20 protein-coding genes are annotated in these 19,648 nt (G+C 65.7%); 13 read left to right on the plus strand and 7 right to left on the minus strand.

Going from position 1 to position 19,648, the window contains the following annotated elements; genetic code table 11:
• The first annotated feature begins 35 nt into the window (after nucleotides 1-35).
• The 5 genes from A5658_RS04610 to A5658_RS04630 all read left to right on the plus strand — a co-directional run bounded on the left by A5658_RS04610 (nucleotide 36) and on the right by A5658_RS04630 (nucleotide 5,652).
• Nucleotides 36-215, plus strand: a complete 180-nt coding sequence (locus A5658_RS04610) for a hypothetical protein (RefSeq protein ID WP_369830480.1) — start codon at nucleotides 36-38, stop codon at nucleotides 213-215.
• 60 nt (nucleotides 216-275) lie between these two features.
• Entirely contained in the window at nucleotides 276-1,310 is a 1,035-nt protein-coding gene (locus A5658_RS04615) for a Rieske 2Fe-2S domain-containing protein (RefSeq protein ID WP_067331676.1), read from the plus strand.
• Nucleotides 1,307-2,386, plus strand: a complete 1,080-nt coding sequence (locus A5658_RS04620) for a dihydrodipicolinate reductase (protein ID WP_067331678.1) — start codon at nucleotides 1,307-1,309, stop codon at nucleotides 2,384-2,386. Before A5658_RS04615 ends, A5658_RS04620 begins: the two co-directional genes overlap by 4 nt.
• Before the next feature lie 127 nt (nucleotides 2,387-2,513).
• Nucleotides 2,514-4,691, plus strand: a complete 2,178-nt coding sequence (locus tag A5658_RS04625) for a glutamine synthetase III (protein ID WP_067331719.1) — start codon at nucleotides 2,514-2,516, stop codon at nucleotides 4,689-4,691.
• A 106-nt stretch (nucleotides 4,692-4,797) separates the two neighbouring features.
• Nucleotides 4,798-5,652, plus strand: a complete 855-nt coding sequence (locus A5658_RS04630; RefSeq protein ID WP_067331680.1) for a transglutaminase family protein — start codon at nucleotides 4,798-4,800, stop codon at nucleotides 5,650-5,652.
• Here the strand turns inward: A5658_RS04630 and A5658_RS04635 are convergent.
• The gene (locus A5658_RS04635) at nucleotides 5,649-6,620 is read right to left on the minus strand and encodes an aldo/keto reductase (protein WP_067331682.1); all 972 of its coding nucleotides are present in this window, start codon (nucleotides 6,618-6,620) and stop codon (nucleotides 5,649-5,651) included. The genes A5658_RS04630 and A5658_RS04635 overlap by 4 nt on opposite strands.
• A 34-nt stretch (nucleotides 6,621-6,654) precedes the next feature.
• Nucleotides 6,655-6,861 (minus strand): hypothetical protein, encoded by a 207-nt coding sequence (locus A5658_RS04640; RefSeq protein WP_156751260.1) that lies wholly within the window; start codon nucleotides 6,859-6,861, stop codon nucleotides 6,655-6,657.
• A gap of 233 nt (nucleotides 6,862-7,094) precedes the next feature.
• Here A5658_RS04640 and A5658_RS04645 point away from each other — a divergent pair, with 233 nt between their 5' ends.
• Together A5658_RS04645 and A5658_RS04650 are read left to right on the plus strand one after the other, a co-directional pair.
• Nucleotides 7,095-7,856: an SDR family oxidoreductase gene (locus tag A5658_RS04645; protein ID WP_082992946.1), complete on the plus strand. Its 762-nt coding sequence runs from the start codon at nucleotides 7,095-7,097 to the stop codon at nucleotides 7,854-7,856.
• Nucleotides 7,857-7,939: 83 nt separating this feature from the next.
• Nucleotides 7,940-8,341: a hypothetical protein gene (locus tag A5658_RS04650; protein ID WP_067331688.1), complete on the plus strand. Its 402-nt coding sequence runs from the start codon at nucleotides 7,940-7,942 to the stop codon at nucleotides 8,339-8,341.
• Here the strand turns inward: A5658_RS04650 and A5658_RS04655 are convergent.
• Complete coding sequence (locus A5658_RS04655; protein ID WP_067331690.1) at nucleotides 8,338-9,483, minus strand: glycosyltransferase; 1,146 nt, start codon at nucleotides 9,481-9,483, stop codon at nucleotides 8,338-8,340. The two genes, A5658_RS04650 and A5658_RS04655, sit on opposite strands and share 4 nt — an antisense overlap.
• 289 nt (nucleotides 9,484-9,772) lie before the next feature.
• On the opposite strand from A5658_RS04655, the gene A5658_RS04660 reads away from it, so the two are divergent.
• Nucleotides 9,773-10,459 (plus strand): sensor domain-containing protein, encoded by a 687-nt coding sequence (locus A5658_RS04660; RefSeq protein WP_067331692.1) that lies wholly within the window; start codon nucleotides 9,773-9,775, stop codon nucleotides 10,457-10,459.
• Between the two features lie 9 nt (nucleotides 10,460-10,468).
• On the opposite strand, the gene A5658_RS04665 is transcribed toward A5658_RS04660, so the two are convergent.
• Genes A5658_RS04665 through A5658_RS04675 form a run of 3 tightly spaced genes read right to left on the minus strand, consistent with a single transcriptional unit; the run spans nucleotide 10,469 to nucleotide 13,748 of the window.
• Nucleotides 10,469-12,061 carry a Na+/H+ antiporter gene (locus tag A5658_RS04665; RefSeq protein ID WP_067331722.1) on the minus strand — a complete coding sequence of 531 codons (1,593 nt, stop codon included), beginning with the start codon at nucleotides 12,059-12,061 and terminating at the stop codon, nucleotides 10,469-10,471.
• Nucleotides 12,062-12,110: 49 nt separating this feature from the next.
• A complete protein-coding gene (locus A5658_RS04670) occupies nucleotides 12,111-13,394 on the minus strand; it encodes a cytochrome P450 (protein WP_067331694.1) in 1,284 nt (427 codons plus the stop codon).
• Between the two features lie 12 nt (nucleotides 13,395-13,406).
• Entirely contained in the window at nucleotides 13,407-13,748 is a 342-nt protein-coding gene (locus A5658_RS04675; RefSeq protein WP_067331724.1) for an MmpS family transport accessory protein, read from the minus strand.
• A gap of 147 nt (nucleotides 13,749-13,895) precedes the next feature.
• Here A5658_RS04675 and A5658_RS04680 point away from each other — a divergent pair, with 147 nt between their 5' ends.
• The 4 genes from A5658_RS04680 (at nucleotide 13,896) to A5658_RS04695 (ending at nucleotide 18,428) form a co-directional block, all read left to right on the plus strand.
• Nucleotides 13,896-14,939, plus strand: coding sequence for a catalase family peroxidase (locus A5658_RS04680; protein WP_067331696.1), 1,044 nt, complete (start codon nucleotides 13,896-13,898; stop codon nucleotides 14,937-14,939).
• On the plus strand, nucleotides 14,936-15,493 hold the full coding sequence (locus tag A5658_RS04685) for a cytochrome b (RefSeq protein ID WP_067331699.1): 558 nt from the start codon (nucleotides 14,936-14,938) through the stop codon (nucleotides 15,491-15,493). The genes A5658_RS04680 and A5658_RS04685 overlap by 4 nt, the downstream gene beginning before the upstream one ends.
• 41 nt (nucleotides 15,494-15,534) lie before the next feature.
• On the plus strand, nucleotides 15,535-16,608 hold the full coding sequence (locus A5658_RS04690) for a dihydrodipicolinate reductase (protein ID WP_067331702.1): 1,074 nt from the start codon (nucleotides 15,535-15,537) through the stop codon (nucleotides 16,606-16,608).
• 68 nt (nucleotides 16,609-16,676) lie between these two features.
• Entirely contained in the window at nucleotides 16,677-18,428 is a 1,752-nt protein-coding gene (locus A5658_RS04695) for an Hsp70 family protein (protein ID WP_067331704.1), read from the plus strand.
• On the opposite strand, the gene A5658_RS27350 is transcribed toward A5658_RS04695, so the two are convergent.
• Nucleotides 18,425-18,760: a hypothetical protein gene (locus tag A5658_RS27350; RefSeq protein ID WP_082992948.1), complete on the minus strand. Its 336-nt coding sequence runs from the start codon at nucleotides 18,758-18,760 to the stop codon at nucleotides 18,425-18,427. The genes A5658_RS04695 and A5658_RS27350 overlap by 4 nt on opposite strands.
• 107 nt (nucleotides 18,761-18,867) lie before the next feature.
• Here A5658_RS27350 and A5658_RS04705 point away from each other — a divergent pair, with 107 nt between their 5' ends.
• Nucleotides 18,868-19,593, plus strand: a complete 726-nt coding sequence (locus A5658_RS04705; RefSeq protein ID WP_067331706.1) for an SHOCT domain-containing protein — start codon at nucleotides 18,868-18,870, stop codon at nucleotides 19,591-19,593.
• The last annotated feature ends 55 nt before the right edge of the window (nucleotides 19,594-19,648 follow it).

A 19,648-nucleotide genomic window follows, 5' to 3' on the forward strand; every position in this document is an offset into this window, starting at 1 on the left:
AAGCGATGTGTTACGACGCGTGCCGTGGAGGCGATGTGCCCGAATTGAACGAAGACCCATTGGGTCGCTCGCAAAAGCTCGAACGCCTCGTCGACGGGCTTGACGAGAAGGTGGCCAACGAACACGAGGCAGAGGGCGTGCCCGGCAACGCCGCCGAGCGGGAAAATGTCGTCCCTACCGAGACCGAGGCGGAAGGCGTCGAGCCGCCCGATTGATGTCCAAAGTTTCATAGCGCCCACTATGAAAAAATCCGAAAGCTCGTTACTATCCGTGGCATGGCTAAGCCGCCACTGTCGATGAAGCCGACCGGTTGGTTCCAGGTCGCCTGGTCCGACGAGATCGGGGTGGGCGACGTCCACACGATGACGTACTTCGGCCAGGAGATGGTCGCCTGGCGCGCGGAGTCCGGCGAACTCACGGTGATGAACGCGTACTGCGAGCACCTCGGCGCGCATCTGGGCTTCGGCGGCAGGGTCGTGGGCGAAGTCCTGCAGTGCCCGTTCCACGGATGGCAGTGGAGCCGCGAGGGTCGCAACGTCTGCATCCCGTATCAGGACCGCCCCAACCGCGGCCGGCGGATCAAGACCTATCCGGTCGTGGAACGCAACGAGTCGGTGTACATCTGGCACGACGTGCAGGGCCGTGAACCGTTCTTCGATGCCCCGGATATCTTCGCCGGCTTCAACGACGGCAGCAGTGCCGCCGACTACTACCCGCAGCAGCGGTTGTTCCGTCAGCGCTTGGAGATGCATCCGCAGTATGTGCTCGAAAACGGCGTCGATTTCGCCCATTTCAAGTATGTGCACAACACGCCGATCGTGCCGGTGTTCACCCGGCACGACTTCGCCGCGCCGGTCTCGTTCGTCGACTTCACCATCACGTTCGAAGGTGACGACAACCAGAAGATCGAGGACATCGACAGCCGCGTCGAGGCGATCAACGGTGGTCTGGGCATCGCGGTGACCAAGAGCTACGGCATGATCGACAATCGCACCATCTCCGCGGTCACCCCGGTCGACGAGTCCACCTCCGATGTCCGATTCATGGTCCACATCGGCCGCACCCCGGGCAAGGACTCCGAGCGCGCCGAAACCCGGGCCCGCGAATTCGGGGACGAAGTCATCCGCCAGTTCCAGCAGGACATCGAAATATGGCGACACCAACGGTATTCGGACCCGCCCGCACTGGCGACCGCAGAACACGAGGGCTTCACCGCGATCCGCACATGGGCCAAACAGTTCTATCCCGATGGCATTGGCGGCAGCGCCGCCGAAGTCTATGCCGCCTCCCAGAAAGGCTCGACCGCATGAAGGCACCGCTACGCGTATTCCAAGTGGCCACCGGCAATGTCGGTTCCGAGATGATCAAACGCATCGCGTTGCGACCCGACCTGGAATTGATTGGCGTGCACTGCTATTCGCCCGACAAGGTCGGCAAGGACTCCGGCGAGCTGGCCGGTACGGCGCCGAACGGAGTCAAGGCGACCGGCAGCATCGACGAGATCATCGCGGCCAACCCGGACGTGCTGACGTTCCACGGCGTGTTTCCCGACGAGGACCTCTACGTGAAAGTGCTCGAGGCGGGAATCAATATCGTCACGACCGCCGACTGGATCACCGGGTGGCACCGCGACACCAACCACCCGCATCCCTCCGGCAAGCCGGTGAGTCAACTGCTGGCCGAGGCCTGCGAGAAAGGCGGCGCGACGTTCTACGGCACCGGAATGAACCCGGGGCTGAATCAGATTCTGGGCGTGGTGTGTTCGGCCGACGTCGCCGAGATCGAGAACGTCACCACGATCGAATCGGTCGACGTGTCCTGCCACCACTCGAAGGACACCTGGATCGAGGTGGGCTACGGACTGCCCGTCGACGACCCGGAGATCCCGGCCAAGCTCGAGAAGTACACCCGCGTGTTCGCCGATTCGGTGTTGATGATGGCCGACTGCTTCGACCTGACTCTGGACGAGGTGAAATTCAGCTACGAGTTGGGCGCCTGCACCAAAGATGTGGATTTGGGTTGGTACATGTTGCCCAAGGGATCGCTGGGCGGCAACTACATCAAGTACCAAGGCATGGTAGACGGCGTCCCGCGGGTGGAGACGCACCTGGAATGGCAGATGACGCCGCACACCGACCCCAGCTGGCACATCAAGGGGTGTTACATCACCCAGATCATGGGTGACCCGTGTGTTTACAACAAACACATGATCTTCCCCAAGCAAGGAGTGGATCTGTCCGATCCGGCGAACTTCGCGTCCATCGGGATGACGGTCACCGGCATGCCAGCGCTGGCGGCCATCGCCGGTGTCGTCGCCGCGCCTCCGGGATTGATGACGAGCGCCGACCTGCCGTTACGCGGATTCGCCGGGCGCTTCAAGCGATAGGCACCGCTCCTCGAACGGCATATTTACGCCGCAAACGCAGAGTGTGACAGCGACGTAACATTCCCGGAACCGATCGTCCCTAATGTCAGCCCACGACAGCTGACCAACTAAGGCGATGGGGACTCAATTGAGCGGCAATGCTGTGCGCCTGCAGGCAATTAACAATGTCGAGGCGTATGTGCCTCCCGCGATCAGTTTTGACCCGGGCGAACAGCCGGGCGAGGTATTCGGGTCGAACGTGTTCACGAAAGCGGAGATGCAGGCCCGGCTGCCGAAGGCGACGTACAAGTCCGTCGTGGCCACGATCGACAAGGGCGCCAAGCTCGATCCGGCTGTCGCCGACGCCGTCGCGGTGGCGATGAAGGACTGGGCACTGGAGAAGGGCGCCACCCACTACGCGCATGTCTTCTACCCGATGACCGGGCTGACCGCCGAAAAGCACGACAGCTTCCTCGAACCGGTCTCCGACGGCCAGACCCTCGCCGAGTTCGCCGGCAAGACCCTGATCCAAGGTGAGCCCGACGCATCCAGCTTTCCGTCCGGCGGTCTGCGCAGCACCTTCGAAGCCCGTGGTTACACCGGCTGGGACGTGACCAGCCCGGCCTACATTCTCGACAACCCGAATGGCAAGACCCTTTGCATCCCAACCGTTTTCGTCTCGATGACGGGTGAGGCGCTGGACTACAAGACGCCGCTGCTGCGCAGCCAACAGGCGATGGGCGCACAGGCCGAACGCATCTTGAAGTTGTTCGGGCACAAGGATCTCAACCACGTGGTTTCGTTCTGCGGCCCCGAGCAGGAGTACTTCCTGGTCGACCGGCACTTCTTCCTCTCGCGTCCCGACCTGATCAACGCCGGCCGCACCCTGTTCGGCGCGAAGCCGCCCAAGGGTCAGGAGTTCGACGACCACTACTTCGGTGCGGTCCCGGAGCGAGTGCTCGGCTTCATGATGGACACCGAACGGGAGCTGTTCAAACTCGGCATCCCGGCGAAGACTCGGCACAACGAGGTGGCACCCGGCCAGTTCGAGATCGCGCCGATGTTCGAGCGCGCCAACATCGCCTCCGACCACCAGCAGTTGTTGATGACGGTGTTCAAGACGATCGCCAAAAAGCACGGTATGGAATGCCTATTCCACGAGAAGCCGTTCGCCGGCGTGAACGGGTCGGGTAAGCACGTCAACTTCTCGATGGGCAACGCCGAGTTGGGATCGCTGCTGGTTCCCGGCGACACCCCGCACGAGAACGCCCAGTTCCTGGTGTTCTGCGCCGCGGTGATCCGCGCCGTGCACAAGTTCGGCGGGCTGCTGCGCGTGTCGGTTGCCTCGGCGACCAACGACCACCGGCTCGGCGCCAACGAGGCGCCCCCGGCGATCATTTCGATCTTCCTCGGTGAGCAGCTCGCCGACGTGTTCGAGCAGATCGCCAAGGGCTCGGCGACGTCCTCAAAGGGCAAGGGCACCATGATCATTGGTGTCGACACGCTGCCGCATCTGCCCACGGACGCCGGTGACCGCAACCGGACCAGCCCGTTCGCGTTCACCGGCAACCGGTTCGAATTCCGGGCACCCGGATCCGGCCAGACCGTCGCCGTCCCGATGATCGTCTTGAACACGATCATGGCCGACTCTTTCGACTACATGGCCACGATCCTGGAGCAGGCTGTCGCCGACGGCGAAGACTTCGATGCGGCCGTGCAGAAACTGCTCACCGAGGTGATCACCGAACACGGCGCGGTGGTGTTCAACGGCGACGGGTACTCGGACAACTGGCAGATCGAGGCCGCCGAACGTGGGCTACCGAACCTCAAGACGACATTGGACGCGATACCCGAGCTGATCAAGCCAGATGCGATCGAACTGTTCGAAAAATACGGCGTCTTCAACGAGCGCGAGCTGCACAGCCGCTACGAAGTCCGCCTGGAGCAGTACGCGCTGACCATCGGTGTCGAGGCCAAGCTGGCGCTGGAGATCGGCGCCACGATCATCCTGCCCGCCGCGATCCGCTACCAGACCGAGCTCGCGCAGAATGTCCTGGCGCTCAAGGCCGCCGGCATGACCGCCAGCACGACTGCGTTGGAAGCGGTTTCGGCTCAGATCGCAGACCTGGAGTCCGGACTGCAGGAGCTCAAGGCGGCACTGGGCGACCACTCGGCGGAGACGGCGCTGGACGAGGCCAAGCACGCGCAGGAAGAATTGCTGCCCGCAATGGCCGCCATCCGAGTCGCCGCCGATGCGCTGGAAGCTGTTGTGGCCGACGACCTGTGGCCGCTGCCCACCTATCAGGAGATGCTGTTCATCCTCTGATGCTTGACTCGGATCGCCCTATAGGCTGGACTCGAAGTCCGTGCCCTGGTTGAGCCCACAGCCGATCGGGTAGTGCTAGATATACCCTGGGAAGGGCGGTACAACCATGCCCTTCGGGCACGATATCGACGGCAGTGAGGCGACAGCGACCACGCTGGCCAATCGCGAAGTCGGCGCGCAGATCGACGTCGACGTCACCGCTCCCACCACCCTGGAGTTTCAAGTTGCTGTCGCACGCGAGCCCGGCCTCGACGTTCGCGAATCGCTGGCGATCACGTTCAATGGCAAGCTAGTTCAGCCTCGCGAGATCATCGGGCCGCACAACACTCGGATCCACTCGATCGAGGTCGGCGAAGGAGCGGTGAGCCTGTCGTATCAGGCGACCGTGTCCGGTGAAGCGGAGCCGGCGCCAATCCGCGACATCGACCTGATCACCTATCTGCGTCCGAGCCGTTACGCCGAGTCGGACAAGTTCTTCGGGTTCGCCGCGACCGAGTTCGGGCAATTCGCCGATTCCGTGACGCTGCTCGAGAAAGTCTCGTCCTGGGTAGGCACGCGGCTCGATTACGTTCCGGGATCCAGTGATCCGATCGACGGCGCCGCGGACACACTACTGGCGGGCGCCGGTGTGTGCCGCGACTACGCGCATCTGGTGATCGCGCTGCTGCGGGCACTGCACATGCCGGCCCGCCTGGCGGCGGTGTACGCGCCGGGTTGCGACCCGATGGATTTTCACGCCGTCGCCGAGGCGTACGTGGACGGGGAGTGGCGCGTCGTCGACGCGACCTGTCTGGCCCCACGGCAGTCGATGGTGCGGATCGCCACCGGCCGCGACGCCGCAGACACCGCGTTCCTGGACAACCACGCCGGCTCAATCACGTTGACGGGCATGACCGTAACCGCTTACGTCGACGGCGAGCTGCCGTTCGACTCGATCGATAATCTAGTCAGCCTGCGCTAGCGCATGTGCAGCCGCTCCCGCAGCGCGTCGGCGAGAAAACGTGTGGTGGACACCGGCCGGAAGTTGCGGGCCGCATCGGTCAGGGCCGCGTGGGACTCCGCGCTGAGCTCGATATCGGCTGCGGCAACGTTGAATTCGAGTTGCTCGACGCTGGATGCCCCGGGGATGGCGACCACCCCGGGGAGGTTGATCAGCCAGGCCAATGCCACTTGTGCCGGTTTGGCGTCGACGTCCTTGGCGACCTCGCGCAGCGTCTGCAACAGCGGTTCGATGCGCCGCAGGTTCTCGGTGCCGAATAACGAGTTGATCGCGCGCACACCACCGGGCCGGTTGTCCACGCCGTACTTGCCACCAAGTAGCCCCTGCGCCAGCGGGCTGTAGGCGATTACCACCCGGTTCTCCCGGTCGGCAAACGGAACCAGATCCTTGAGTGCTTGCGGATGAGCTAGCGAGAAGTGGACCTGGTTGCTGATCACCGGTCGCCCGAGCGCCGCGTCGGCCTGCTTCCACCGCGAGAGCGAGTAGTTCGAAACCCCGGCCGCGCCGATGGCACCGCTGTCGAGCAGGTCACGCATGCCGGGCATGATCACCGAGTCGGGGACCACCGGGTTGGGCTGGTGGATCTGGTACAGCGGAATCCGGTCCAGCTGCAGCCGCCGCGCGCTGGCGCGCTCGCGTTGTTTCACCACCGCCGGAAACGGCGCGACCGGGAAGATCTTGCTGGCCACCGCGACCTGGTCGCGCTCGTCGCCGAGCGCGTCGCCGAGGATTCGCTCGCTCTTCCCGAGCCCGTATACCTCCGCGGTGTCGAAGAAGGTAACGCCCAAAGCGCGTGCGCGACGGACGATGTCGCGTGCCGGGCCAGAGGCGTAACTGTCGCCGTAGCCCCATTCACGGGATCCGAACTGCCAAGTGCCGAGCCCGATCCGGCTGACTCTGCCGATACCGTCGACGTCCAGATACTTCATCTAGCTCACGGTACTGACCGCGGCGGCACGGCGCTCAAGCGACGGCGTGGTGCTTCTCGAGCACCTCGAGGACGTCACTGCTGTGAACAACGTCCTCGTGCTGGCAAAGCTCACGCAGCTCGTCGACGACGGTTTGCAAGGTGTCGAGCCGCTCCGACGCCTCGGTCAGCGTCGTCAGCCAATTGTCGTAGTCACGCTCGTCGTACCCAATCTCCGCTGCCGGGAAATAGGCCAAGCTCATGACGGTCACGCTCCTGTGTCCAGGGTGCCCCTTGCGCGCACCGGATCGCTGTAATGCGCAGCGATTAGCCGGTTGTCAACGTGTCTAAACTCACGATTTCGCACCCCGCCAACTATCCGGAGCCCTCGTCTAAGGCCTCGGAAATCGACCGCGACTACGGAAGCCCGAATGGCTGCGATTACGCTAAGCCTGCGGCGATAGCGTTACAAGAAAGGGCAAAAATGTCACGGACAGTGGTGGTCGGGGCGTCGAGTGGCCTCGGGCGTTGTATCGCGATCGGACTTGCGCAACGAGGCGGACAGATCGCACTGCTGGCGCGTCGTCGCGCCCGGATCGAGGCCGCCGCCGAGGAAGCAGGTCCCGGTGCGACCGCCATCGAATGCGACGTCACCGACGAACAGTCGTGCCGTTCGGCGTTCGACCAAGCCGCCGAGTCGATGGGCGGCATTGACAACCTCATCTACACGCCCGCGATCAGCCCGCTGGTGCGGATGGTCGACACCGGAGCCGACACGTGGCGGCGCATCTTCGACACCAACGTCATCGGCGCCTCCCTGGCGACCGCTGCTGCGATCCCGCACCTGACCGCCTCGGCGGGCAAGGCCGTCTACCTCTCCTCGGACGCCGGCAGCTTCGGACCGCCCTGGCCCGGCCTCGGCGCCTACGGCGTCAGCAAAGCCGCGCTGGAACGACTCGTCGAAGCCTGGCGGGCCGAACACCCCGACGTCGGCTTCACCTCGCTGATCGTCGGCGAATGCGCCGGGGGAGAAGGCGATGCGGCAACCGGGATGAACGCCGGCTGGGATATGGACTTGGCGATGAAGGCCTACCCGCTGTGGGTGTCCGGCGGCTGCATGCCTGGCAAGCTGATGCCCGTCGAAGACCTCATCGAGGTGGTGCAGACCATCCTGCAGACCAATTCCTCGACGTCGATGCCGGTGGTAGTGGCCCGGGGCGCGCCGGCGGCCCAGGTCGCGTTTCCGGACACCAATTAGCCCAAGCCGCAAAGCCAATCGGCACTGCCGCCATCGCGCGTCCTCTACAGTTGCGCTGACAGTCACGAGCGAAGGAGACGCGGATGGCGTGGTTCATGGCCCTGCAAGGCCCACACCACACACCCCACCAGTCGATGGTCTACGAACTCCAAGAGGGGGTGGACGTGGACAAGATCGCCCAGGAAATGCTCAGTTCGGCAACCCTGGACCGGGTTGTGGCTGTTCCAGCGGTGCTGTCGGCGAACAAGCGCCGGCATCAGAAGGTGACGATCTACGTCCGGCCCTCCGCGTGGGGACTGTGGTCGTTCTACGAGTTGTCCGAAGAAGACCGCCGCGAAATGGCCAAGAACAACCCGGTGATCAACGCGCTCGCGGCGGCACAGCAGCGGGCGGCGGCGGCGCAGGGCAAGCAGGTGGCCAGCGGACCGATGACCGTTCAGGTCAACCCGCTGACCGGCCAGGTCGGACCGGCCAACTCCGCCTAGGCGGTGTGCTGACTGTCGCCGGGGTCGTCGTCGAGTGAAACGGCGCCGAGGGTGGTCAGCATGCCCACGGCGGCCCGCTGCCACGTGAACATCTCGGCGCGTTGCCGGGCGCAGGCGCGGCGATGTTCTTCGGGACGGCTGACCACGTTGGCGACCGCTTCGGCGATGGCCTCCGGGTTGTTGTCGGCCAACGCACCGCTGTCGGCGGTGATGATCTCGCCCAGCGCCGACGTGCGCGACACCACGGCCGGCGTGCCACAGGCCAGTGCTTCCAGCGCGGCCAGCCCGAAGGTTTCGTGGGGCCCGGGCGCGAGCGCGACGTCGGCGGAGGCCAGCAACTCGGCGACACTGTGCCGGTCGGAGATGAAGCCGGTGAAATCTATCGGCAGTCGGGCGGCCTGGCGCTGCAGTCTGGCCCGCAGTGGACCGTCGCCCACTACGACCAGCCGCGCCTCGACGCCGGCGTCGCACAAGGCGGCCACCGCGTCGATGCTGCGGTCGGCCCGTTTCTCCACCGACAACCGGCCGCAGTGCACCAGCAGTATCTGGCCGGGTTTGGCCCAGCGCTGACGCACCTGCAGGGAACGGCGCGACGGGTGGAACGTCTCCAAGTCAACGCCGAGCGGAATCGTGACGGTGTTGGTCGCGCCGATGCGATCGAATTCCTCGCGCGCAAACCCCGTAGTGCACACCACGGTGTCGTAGTCGGCCGCGGTGCGACGGTTGGCGAAGTCGGCGAATCGGCGTGCGACGCGACGCGGAAGTACTTGGCCGGCAAGGCGATCGAGACGCTCATGGGAGATCATGACGGTCGTCGAACCGTGGTCGCGACCCCAGCGGCCGAGCGACCTCAACGTCAGCCGGTCGGACACCTCGAGAGTGTCGGGTCGCAAGGACGTCAGCAGCGTCCGCACCGGCCCGGGCAGCACCGCGCGGTATCCACCGGTGAACGGAATCAGTCTGGCGGGCACGGTGATTCGCTCGACGCCGGTCGACAGATGCGCGTGTTCGGCATGGCGCCCCGGCACGATCAGGAAGACTTCGTGACCCGCTGCGCAGTACTCCGCGCCCAACCGATCGACGGCCGTACGCAGGCCACCGGAACGAGGCCCGTAGAAGTTGGCAACCTGAACAACACGCATACTGCCCAGCTCAGCTGGCGCTCGTGTGCGGTCAACGATCTCACACTGACGATCGGCTGAACACGGCGTGAACACCGAAGATCGTGCCTCGAAGCAGGCGGCGTCACAACCGTTTTCCGCAAACACCGGTGTGCCGCTCCATATTCGCTCAACGGATGCGATATTGGTCCGCTGTCCTGGGGTTTGCGGCCGCGGCACCCGGTAGGGTTGGACGTGCGGGTTCTGACCGGCAACGCCGAGGGGTGGCAGCGCGACCGGTCCGAACGACGACGGGGATAGGGAAGAGGAGATGCGCCATTTCGCGACCAGGTCTGTCGCGGCCGGTGTGGGGGTACTCGTCGCGGGTTGCGGCGCCGGCACTCAGCCCAACCACGCGGCGACCACGACCATCACCTCGTTGATCCCGCGGCCGGTGGTCGAACGCGAACTCGAGTCGTTGTTGCTCACGCCAGCGCAGATCAACCCTCTAATGGGCGCGACGGGGATGGCGGTGGTTCGCCGCCGCAACGCCATGTCCGACGACAGCGCCACGATGACGCCGCCGGAATGCCTGGCCATCGACGGTTCGGCGCAGGCCAAGGTCTACGCCGACAGTGGCTTCACCGGCGTGCGCGATCAGGAACTCAACGACGGCGATGCCTTCACTCACTACGCCGAGCAGGCGGTGGTGCTGTTTCCGACCGTCAAGCAGGCCCACGTCTTCTTCGTCGCGTCGGGTCTGCGCTGGCCGCAATGCCATCACTACATGCACACGCAGAGCCGGACGCAGTGGGACGTCGGGCCGATATCAACCGACAACGACGACCTGAGCGCCGTCTCGACGCAGGAAGACGCGAAAGCCGGCGGGTGGGCCTGCGGTCGCGCGCTGGCCGTCAAAAACAACGTCGTCGTCGACGTCAACACGTGCAGCGCCAACCCCGCAAGCTCCGCGGTCGACATCGCCAATCAGATCGTCGCGAAAGTTGTTTCGCGGTAACCGATCCCGCTAGTCCGGCGACGAGGGCCCCAGCAGCCTCGCTTCTTCGAGATCCATCGAGGCCTGTAGTTCGAGTAGGACGATGTCGTCGATGCGACGTTGGTCGCGCAGCTCGGTGATGGCGCGGCGCTTGTGTTCGAGGACGCCGAGGCGCACTTGCCGGATCAGATCGCTTTTCGCCTCGGCCTCGCTGCGGGTCGAGCCGTCGTCGCTGGCTCTGACGAGCGCCGCGTGCTGTTTGAACTCGGCGTGCAGCCGATCTTGCAGCGCGTCGCTGACTCCGAGCTCCGCGGCCACCACCGGCAGCGCATCGAGCGCGGCCTGCGCGCTGGCGCAGCGAGCCAATCGCAACTCGTCGGCATGGGCCTCGTCTTCGGGGATTTTGGCCCAACGCACAACGCTGGGCAGCGTGCTGCCCTGGACGATCACCGTCGTCAAGATCACGAACGAGACCACGAAGATGATCAGGTTGCGATCCGGAAACGGCGCGCCGCTACGGGTGGTCAGCGGGACCGCGATCGCGGCGGCAAGCGATACCGCTCCGCGGAAACCGGCCCAGCCGGAGACCATGCGTTGGCGCCAATCGATGCGGCGCGCACGCTGCGCTTCGCGACGATCGACGGCGCGGATCAGCCACGTGGTGGTCTCGGTCCAGACCAGCCGCAGTCCCACGACGACGATGGTGATGGCGACGGCCATCACGACCGCGTGGTGGATGCCGCCGTCCACCCGTGCGACGCCGCGCACCGCGCCGGGCAGCTGCACGCCGACGAACACCCACAGCGAGCCGTTGATGAGAAACGTTGCGATGTCCCAAAATGCGAACGACACCAGCCGGGAGCGGGCCCGAATGACCCGCGGCGAGGCGTAGGCGAGCATCAGGGCGCTCACCAGGACGGCGACCACGCCGCTGCAGTCGAATTCGTTGGCAAGCAGGAACGCGGCGAATGGCGTAAGCAGACTGAGCGCCGCTTCTTCCTGCGGTGCATCGAGTCTCGTTCGGGCGACCGTCACGACGCCGCCGACCATCAGGCCCGCGGCGATCCCGCCGAGGTAGGACTCGACGAATCGGATGGTCAGGTCGAGCGGGCCGACTTGTGCGCCGCCCATGGCGACCGAAACCGCGACACCGAACAACACGAGCGCCGTGCCGTCGTTGATGATGCTCTCCGCCTTGAGCACGGTCAGCGTGCGGCGCGGAAGCCGCTTCGCCAGACCGGCGACAGCGGAGGCGTCGGTCGGGGAGAGCACGGCGCCCAGCACCGCCGCGGCATGGGACTCCATCCCGAAAGCCCGTGCCGTCCACGACACCGCGATCGCGTTGGCGATCACCAAGCCGACGCTGAGCAGCAGGATGACGCGTGCGTTTGCGCGGATTTCGCGAAAGCTGGTGTTCAGACTCTCCCAGTAGAGAATCGCGGGCAGGAACAGCAGCAGCACAATTTCGCCGTCGAGCCGGACGTGACCGAACCGCGGGATCAAGCCGAGCAGCGCACCGAGGCCGATCAGCAGCACCGGGGGGCCCACCCGGTAGCGCCGGCCGACCACCGTCCCCACGATGACGACGGCGGTCAGCACAACGATGACGACGAGCCCGAACATCAGCACATCATGCTGTACGCGACGGACGAGTGTCGTCAGCGCACCGGAATCAGCGCGGCGGCGTCCACGAGATCGGCAGGGTCTTGATGCCGTGGATGAACGGCGACAACAACCGCGACGGCTCGTCCGTGGCGACGATGTCGGGTATCTCGCGATGCAATTCCTGGAACATCACCCGGATTTCGCGACGGGCCAGGTTGGCGCCGAGGCAGAAGTGCGCGCCGCCGCCGCCGAAGCCGACATGCGGATTCGGGTCGCGGGTCACGTCGAACTTCCACGGGTCGGCGAACTTAGCCTCGTCGCGGTTGGCCGAGCAGTACCACAGGGTGGCCTTGTCGCCGGCGGCCATCTGGATCCCGTGCATCTCGAAATCACGGGTGAGCGTGCGCCGCATGTAGACCACCGGCGAGGCCCACCGCACCACCTCTTCGACGGCCGTGTGCGACACCGCGTCGAAGTCGGACCACCACGCCTCGCGCTGCTCCGGGTAGCGGGTCAACGCGACCAGTCCATGGCTGATCGCGTTGCGTGTCGTCTCGTTGCCGGCCACCGCGAGCAGGATGAAAAACGACGCCACCTCGGCTGAGGTCAGCCGCTCGCCGTCGACCTCGGCCTGCACCAGGCTGGTCGTCAGATCGTCGTGGTGGTTGACGCGACGGTCCTCGGCCAACGCGCTGGCATAAGCACCGATGTCCGCCGACACCTTCAGGAAGTCGTCGAAGTCGGTGGTCAGATCGGGGTCGCCGAAGCCGAGAATGACGTTGGTCCAATGGAATATCTGCTGATGGTCTTCCTCGGGGATGCCCATCATGTCGCAGATGACTTGCAGCGGCAGCGGACCGGCCAGCTCCGCGACGGCCTCGCCGTTGCCGTCGGGATGCTTGGCGACCATGTCGGCGACCAGGCGCCGGGCCCGCTCGCGCACCGATGTCTCTATGCGCGCCACCACTTTCGGCGTGAACGCCCGGCTGACGATCGAGCGCAGCCGTTGGTGCCGTGGGTCGTCGAGCACGATCATCGAGCCGAAATACTCCGACACCTCCGGCGTCTGCTCGTTGATCGTGATGTTGGGGCTGGAGCTGAAGATGTCGGGGTGACGGCTGGCGAAGTAGACGTCGTCGAGCCCGGTGATGGCCCAGTGCCCGTCGCCCTGCTCGAAGCCTTCCTGCACGGGTTCGGACCAGAACGAGATCGGCGCCTCGCGTCGAAGCGTGGCGAACGCACCGTCACGCTGATCGTCGTCGAGCCCCCAGAACTTCCATTCGCCGAGATCGATGTCGCCGAGCGGGATCTCCGGCGGCGCCGTGCCGTTCACTCGGGTCGCAAGACTCATGCGGCCGTCCGGTTACGTCGAGCAGACGGTACGGGCCGGCGCGCCATTCGCCGTCGCCTGATTGACGACCTTGCCGTCGACCAGGATCGTGCACGTGATCGACCCCGGGCTCTGGGCGCTGATCACGAACACCCTGCTGGCGATGACGGTGAAGTCTGTCTTCCACGGCAGCGTCACGTGCGCCTCTTGCCGCTGGCCGCTCTCCACCTGGTAGGAGACGTAGTCGGCGACCGGGGCGCTGCCACTCAACTGGTAGGTCACCTTGGTGGGCGGGTCCGCCTGCGCCGTTCCGCCCAGGCCAACCGTGGCCGCGAACACGGTCAGGGTCGCCACGAAGATCGACTTGCTGGTCATGGTCATACATCGTGTCCCGCAGGCCGGCCGCGTGGGTCGGTTTTCCGGGTTCTTTCCCAAATGCCGAGTTGCGGCGTGCCGCCACCGAACCGATGCCCAACAATTGTCGTGACATCGAAGAGAACGCCGCGGCGAAGGAGATGATCGATGACGGAACCGACCGGGCCACCGGGGACCGCGCGTCCCGGGCGACGCGAGATTCTGCGGGGCGCCGCGGCGGTGAGTGCTTTCCTCGCGGTCGATGCCGCCGCGTTGCTGACGGCATTCAACTGGATCGGCCCGAAGCGGTTGACGCCGCACGCCTTCCTCGACGTGTTCAACAATGCGTTCGGCCGCCATCACGGATACCGCACCAACCACGCCAAAGGTGTGTCCGTCACGGGCTGGTTCGACAGCAACGGCAACGGCGCGGAGTTGACGACGGCAGCGGTGTTTGCGCCCGTCCGCACCCCGGTGATCGGTCGATTCTCCGCGGCCGGCGGCAACCCGCACACCGCAGATGCGGCCGCAGCGGGGCGCGGACTGGGCCTGGCCTTCGGCTTTCCGGGCACCCAGCAGTGGCGCACGGCGATGCTGAATCTTCCTGTCTTTCCAGACCCTTCGCCGCAAAGCATGTATGACCGGCTGGTGGCCTCGGCGATCGTGCCGGCCACCGGCAAGCCCGACCCGACCGCGATGACGCGGTTCTACGCAGCTCACCCGCCGGCCCAGCGGGCCATGTCGATCCTCAAGGAGCACAAGCCCACACCTGGCTTCGCCGACAGCACCTTCAGCAGCCTGAGCGCTTTCTACTTCGTCAACGCATCGGGTCAGCGGATACCGGTGCGGTGGTCGCTGACGCCGCTGCAGCAGGCGCTGCCACCGTCGACGGGTCCCGACGCACTGTTCGGTCCGCTCGTCGCGCAACTGCGGGCCGAACCCCTGCGCTGGCGGTTGATGCTGACGGTCGGCAAACCGTCGGATCCCACCAACGACGCCACGCTGCCGTGGCCGGACGACCGCCGCAGCATCGACGCGGGGGTGCTCACCCTTGACTCGGTCGCCAACGACGCGAAGGGCAACGCGCGGGACATCAACTTCGATCCGCTGGTGCTGCCGCCGGGCATCGAGCCGTCCGACGATCCGCTGTTGAGTGCGCGGTCCGCCGTCTACGCCGCGTCCTACCGTCGCCGAACAGGGGAGAACCTATGACCGAGCCGGCTAAGTTCACGGGGTTGAGCAGGCTTTTGCATTGGCTGACGGCCGCTTTGGTGTTCAGTGCGCTATTCGTCGGGTTCGTGATGGTCAATTCGGTGGGCTCCTATGCCCAGCTGATCGTTGTGCACAAGGCGCTGGGTGCGCTCATCCTGCTGGTGATGGTGGTGCGGATTGTCAATCGCTGGACTCACCACCCGCCGGCCTGGCCGCCGACGATCGGTGCGCTGGAGGGCCGCCTCGTGGGGCTGTCCGAAAAGCTGTTGTATACGCTGCTGCTGCTGCAGCCACTGGTCGGTTGGGCGATGCTGTCCGCGGCCGGCGGCCCGATTGTCGTTTTCGGCATCGTTCACCTACCCCGGATCGCGCCTTTCGACGCGCAGCTGTATTGGGTTCTGCGCCAAGCTCATTCGGTGATTGCATACACACTGATGGCCGTGATCGCCGCACACATCTCGGCGGTGCTGCTGCACACGCTGACGCTGCGCGACCGACTGATCGAACGGATGACTTTCCGATTTCGGACAAAGGTCGACCGCAGCCGCGCCTAGGGTGATCGAGGGTCCTCGATTCAGAAGGTGGCGCATGGCGCATGGCTAAACGGGTTGTGGTGTGGGGTACCGGCTTCGTCGGCAAGATGGTGATCGCCGAAATCGTCAAGCATCCGGAGTTCGAGCTCGTCGGCGTCGGGGTCAGCAATCCGCAGAAGGTCGGCCAGGACGTCGGTGAAATCTGCGGGCTCGGTGCACCGGTCGGCGTGACCGCCACCGACGACGTCGATGCGCTGATCGCGCTGCAACCCGACGCGTTGGTGCACTACGGGCCGACCGCCGCGCACGCCGACGCCAACATCGCGCTGATGACGCGTTTTCTACGCGCGGGCGTCGACGTCTGCTCGACGGCAATGACGCCGTGGGTATGGCCGACGATGCACCTCAACCCGCCGAACTGGATTCAGCCGATCACCGAGGCGTGCGAGCTGGGTCAGTCGTCGTGCTTCACCACCGGCATCGACCCCGGGTTCGCAAACGACCTGTTTCCGATGACGCTGATGGGGCTGTGTTCGGAGGTACGCACGGTTCGCGCCTCCGAACTGCTGGACTACACCAACTACGAGGGCGACTACGAGATCGAGATGGGCATCGGCCGCGAGCCCGAATTCCGGCCGATGCTGGAAAACCGGGACGTGCTGATCTTCGCGTGGGGCGCCACCGTCCCGATGATCGCCCACGCCGCCGGCATCATGCTCGACGAGATCACCACAACGTGGGACAAGTGGATCACGCCCAACGAACGCAAGACCGCCAAGGGCGTCATCCCGGCCGGACACGTCGCCGCGGTCCGCTTCACCATCAACGGTATTTACAAGGGCGAGACCAGGATTCAGCTCGAACACGTCAACCGCATCGGGCTGGACGCGGCGCCGGACTGGCCGGCCGGTACCAAGGACGACGTCTACCGCGTCGACATCGAAGGCACACCGAGCATCTCGCAGGAGACCGCCTTCCGGTTCACCGACGGATCCGGACGAGACGCGGCCGCCGCGGGTTGCTTGTCGACCGGACTGCGCGCGCTGAACGCGGTTCCGGCCGTCAACGACCTGCCACCCGGCTGGGTCACCGCCCTGGACCTACCTCTGATTGCCGGGGTCGGCACGATCCGCTAGACGACGTGGCTGCCAGGCCGAACCAGGGCAGCCGATAGGTTGGTGTCTGATGCGCGCGATGAGACAACATGGCTGACGGCGAACGGCCGGCGTTAGGCCTTTCAATTGGAGCCACCAACCTGGCGGCGGTTACCGCCGACCGGGCGGTGACCCGCAAGCCGGTGCTCACGCTGTACCGGCAGCGGCCGCCCGAGGTCGGCGTACCGTCGGAAAATCCCAAGCTCACCGAGCCCGGCCTGGTGATCACCGATTTCGTTGACCGGGTGGGCGATCCGGGCGGCATCACCGCCGCCGACAACACCACGCATCGTGCCGAGACGCTGATCGCCGACGCCTTGCGGGCGCTGGCTTACACCGCGACCGACGGGCGCGCCCTGCCGGACGCGGTCGCCGTCACCCATCCGGCGCACTGGGACGCGGCCGTGGTGAACTCCGTGCGGCTAGCGCTGGGGCGCGTGCCGGAATGGTCGCGCGGACCGCTGGTCCTGCTGCCGGACTCGGCGGCGGCGTTGTTCGCGTTGTACGCCAACCCCGGCGTGCCGAGCACCGGAATTATCGCCGTGTGCGACTTCGGGGGGTCCGGCACGACTGTCAGCCTGGTGGACGCCGCAAATGGCTATCAAGCCATCACTCAACCTGCCCGCCACACCGAATTCTCCGGCAGCCGGATCGATCAGGCGCTGCTGACCCACGTGATCGGGAATCTCTCGACGGAGGGTTCATTCGACACGTCGGCAACATCGGCGATCGGGTCGCTCACCCAGTTGCGGACCGCGTGCCGTGACGCCAAGGAACGGCTTTCATCGGCGACCGAAACCCAGCTCACCGCCGAGGTGCCGGGCTACCACGGCGAAATCCAGGTCACCCGAAGCGATCTCGACGACGCTATCCGTCAACCGTTGGACGGTTTCATTGGCTTCTTCCACGACGTGTTGCGGCGCAACGGAATTCAGCCCAGCGACTTGGCTGCGGTGGCGTCGATCGGCGGTGGTGCCAGCATCCCGTTGCTGACCAGGACGCTGTCGCAGGAGTCCGGTGCCCTCGTCATCTCCGCGCCCCGGCCGCACCTGACCGCTGCCGTCGGCGCGGCCCTGCGCGCGGCGCGCGGGCCGGACGACGGCGCAACGGGGCTGGCGCCGACGGCGCTCGGACCGGTGAGCGAAGCGACGGCGCTGGCACCGACGGCGCTCGGACCGGTGAACGAAGCGACGACTATGTCCGCGATGCCGGTCGAGCCCGCGGCCGCTCCGGCCCTGGCGTGGTCGGAAGCCGACGACGACTCCGGCATCTTGCCGCTACGACCTGGCGAGTACGACGAACCTCGCACCGGCGGCCGTGCGGTGCCCGTGCCTCGGGCGCGGGAAGAATTCGCCGAACCGGACGTGGTCGGGGCTACCGGCGATCCCTGGTATCGCCGTCCGCTGGTGGTGGCGGTCGGCACGGCGCTGGCACTGCTCGTGATCGCCGGGGGTCTTTTCCTCACGCTGCGGCACACATCGGGCAGCGCCCCGAGCACGCCGTCACCCAGCGTGATCACGACGCCCGCGCCGTCGATGCCGACATCGAGCGAAACCACCGCGAGCCAGGAGCCGACCACAAACCCGCCATCGTCCAGCGAGCCCACCACGAGCCCGCCCGCCTCGACGACCAGCGAAACACCAACGCCGACAACGACAACGACGACCGAGGCTCCGACGACAACGACGACGACCTCGCAGGCGCCGACGACGACCGCGCCCTCGCAGGCGACGACGACGGATCGACCGTTATTCCCGCGGCGTCCCGGCGGTCGGCTTTTCCCCCAACCGGGCGGACGCTAGCTCGCGTCTTCCTTCTGGGCGTCAGCCTTGTGCTGCTCGTCGTCCTTTTTCTTCTGCTCTTCCTTGCCGAACTTCGGATTACCGTCGTCGTCAAGCCACTCGTTGACCGCGACTCCGGTGATCGTGTTGTCGGTGCCGGGCAGGATCGCCGTCTCCCGGTTGTCGTCGTAGGCCCGAGTCATCTGCTCGACCTTTTCTCTACCTTCGTCACTCAGGTCCTCCGGACCGGGTTTGTGCTGCTCCTCGCCGGTGGATTCCTGGTCTTTGTCGCCCTCGTCGCTTAGCTCAGGCGTGTCCTCCTGGCCCTTTTCTTCCGCTTCTTCCGCGCTCATGGCTCTCCGTCCTCGTTGCGACCATTTCTTGGCGCTTAGCCAGGGCTACCCGATGCCGTGAGGTCCAAACGGCGCGACCGTGCCCGGTGTCTGCCACACTTCGGAGCATGCGCAGCGGGCGGATCGCAGGAATTGTCCGGATGGCCGCGATCCTGCTGATGGTCGGATCGGCAATCGGTTTCATCGTGAGCCTGGTGCTCGGCGCCTTCGTGCTCGACAAATACAACGCTTACGGCGAAGTGCCGATCCCGGGCACGGCAAAGCTGCATCTGCCCGCCGGCCGGGTAACGGTCAACTTCCACACGGTGACCGTCGGAAACTCGTCCGGCGGCGGCCTGCCCGTGCCACACCTCGTGCTGGACATCGATCCGCCCGCGGGTGTGGCCAACCCGAAGGTCACCGAAAGCGTCGGCGGCTCAACCTCGGTCAACAACGACATCCACCGTCGGGTCTGGGTGGCGCAGATCCCGGTCGACGGTGACTACATCATCACGACCAGCGGCGAGGTCAATGGGTTCATCAGTCCCCGAATGGCTTTCGGTCGTGACAGCGGCTCGAACCATGCGTGGCCGGGCATCTGCGCCGGCGTTTTCGTCATCGGACTGGCCGGCACGGTCTTTACGTCGGTCTGGCGGTCCCGCGCCAAGCCCGCGGCGTCCGATTCCCCGCCGTGGCAGGCAACCCCACCGGCCGTCGACCACCCTGTGGTGATCCCCTTCGACGAGGCGGTGAAGATCGAGCAGCTGAAAACCCTTGCAGCACTGCGGGATTCCGGGGCACTGACCGAGAAGGAATTCCAGGCCGAAAAGCGCAGGGTGCTCGACGGCGGTTAGTGGCCGCGGGCGACCCATTCGTCGTAGTGCACGATTTCGTCGCCGATTCGGGTGG

This window comes from Mycobacterium sp. 1245111.1, from assembly GCF_001673405.1.
Classification (GTDB): Bacteria; Actinomycetota; Actinomycetes; order Mycobacteriales; family Mycobacteriaceae; genus Mycobacterium.